The organism is Helicobacter pylori SA213A (assembly GCF_000476275.1).
GTDB lineage: Bacteria > Campylobacterota > Campylobacteria > Campylobacterales > Helicobacteraceae > Helicobacter > Helicobacter pylori_CL.
In genome coordinates this window covers 1-1,048 of record NZ_CBOM010000057.1, presented here as the reverse complement: position 1 = coordinate 1,048, position 1,048 = coordinate 1, and the positions used below count along the sequence as shown (strand labels likewise).

Annotated in this window: 1 protein-coding gene; it reads right to left on the bottom strand. The window is 39.2% G+C overall.

The window, feature by feature from the left end; all coding sequences use genetic code 11:
• Nucleotides 1-28: 28 nt before the first annotated feature.
• Nucleotides 29-949 carry a hypothetical protein gene (locus tag QT74_RS07865; RefSeq protein ID WP_033765924.1) on the bottom strand — a complete coding sequence of 307 codons (921 nt, stop codon included), beginning with the start codon at nt 947-949 and terminating at the stop codon, nt 29-31.
• Nucleotides 950-1,048 lie beyond the last annotated feature (99 nt).

The following is a 1,048-nucleotide window of genomic DNA, read 5'->3' as shown; positions in this document are numbered from 1 at the left end:
AAAAAAGGAGAGCCACCCCACGGGGGGGTTATTCTACATTACCCTCCGCTTGATTTAACTCCTCTCCTGTAACAATATCCCTCTCCTTAATCACATTACCCTCATCATCATAATCCTCATCTCTAAAACCATAAGACCAAAGATTATCGGCTAAAACTCCAGGAGTAAGACCCGCGCAACTTAAATCGTATTTATTGATACCGCCATCGCATAAGAGTTGTGCCACGAATTTTGCCTCCTCTTTATTTCTAGGTAAAAACATCGCCCACTCCTCCAAAGTTACGCCTTTAGTCTTACCATCAGGTCTTGGCAAGTTTTTAGCGTAAGTTTCTATCACTTTACAGAATAGAGTAACATCACCCATAAGCATATCATCAAAAGTGTCAAAGAAACACTCGTCAGTATTTCTGTTTTCAATCATAGCATTCCACTCCGCATCGCTATGATGCTTTAAATCTGCCATAAAAGAGAGCGAATGAATGATAATCAAACTCGCTTGAAATCCCATTCCACCATAACTCATCGGCGAGAATAACAAACCAAGTCTTTTGCTTCTTTTTTCGTTAGCGTAAGAATTAGCAAAGACCATAAAAGGGCTAGTGGTATCATCAGGGAAATCAAAGTCCAATTTGAATTTGCTTTCTTTCTCTTTAGGAGTTGAAGTCCTTTCCTTGACACTCGGACCGCTCGTAACGATTTTAAGCCCTTTTAACAAATCATCTCCGCTTTTTTCAGCGTGATTATGAGCAACTTCATTCAAAGGCACTTCTTTAAACCATTTTAAGAATTTTTCGCTATTGAAAGCGTAAGTGGCTTCGTTGCCTTTTTGGCTCCTTAAGGTTACACGATTAAACCCAATACTAATGACTTTAGCCTCCACCACTTTGTTATTGATCGTGGCTTTGACCAACGCGCCTACTTTTAACTCATTTTCGTTTTGAAAACCCATTTTTTGCTCCTTGCAATTTTAAATTTTAAAAATCCGCTATAATCACCCGTTCAATGTTTTTTATCTTTTCAGCATGGCGTTTTCCTCCTTGTTGTGGGG

Excerpts from the sequence above, each read along its gene's own strand:
- QT74_RS07865 (WP_033765924.1), bottom strand. The coding sequence starts at position 949 with ATGGGTTTTCAAAACGAAAATGAGTTAAAAGTAGGCGCGTTGGTCAAA.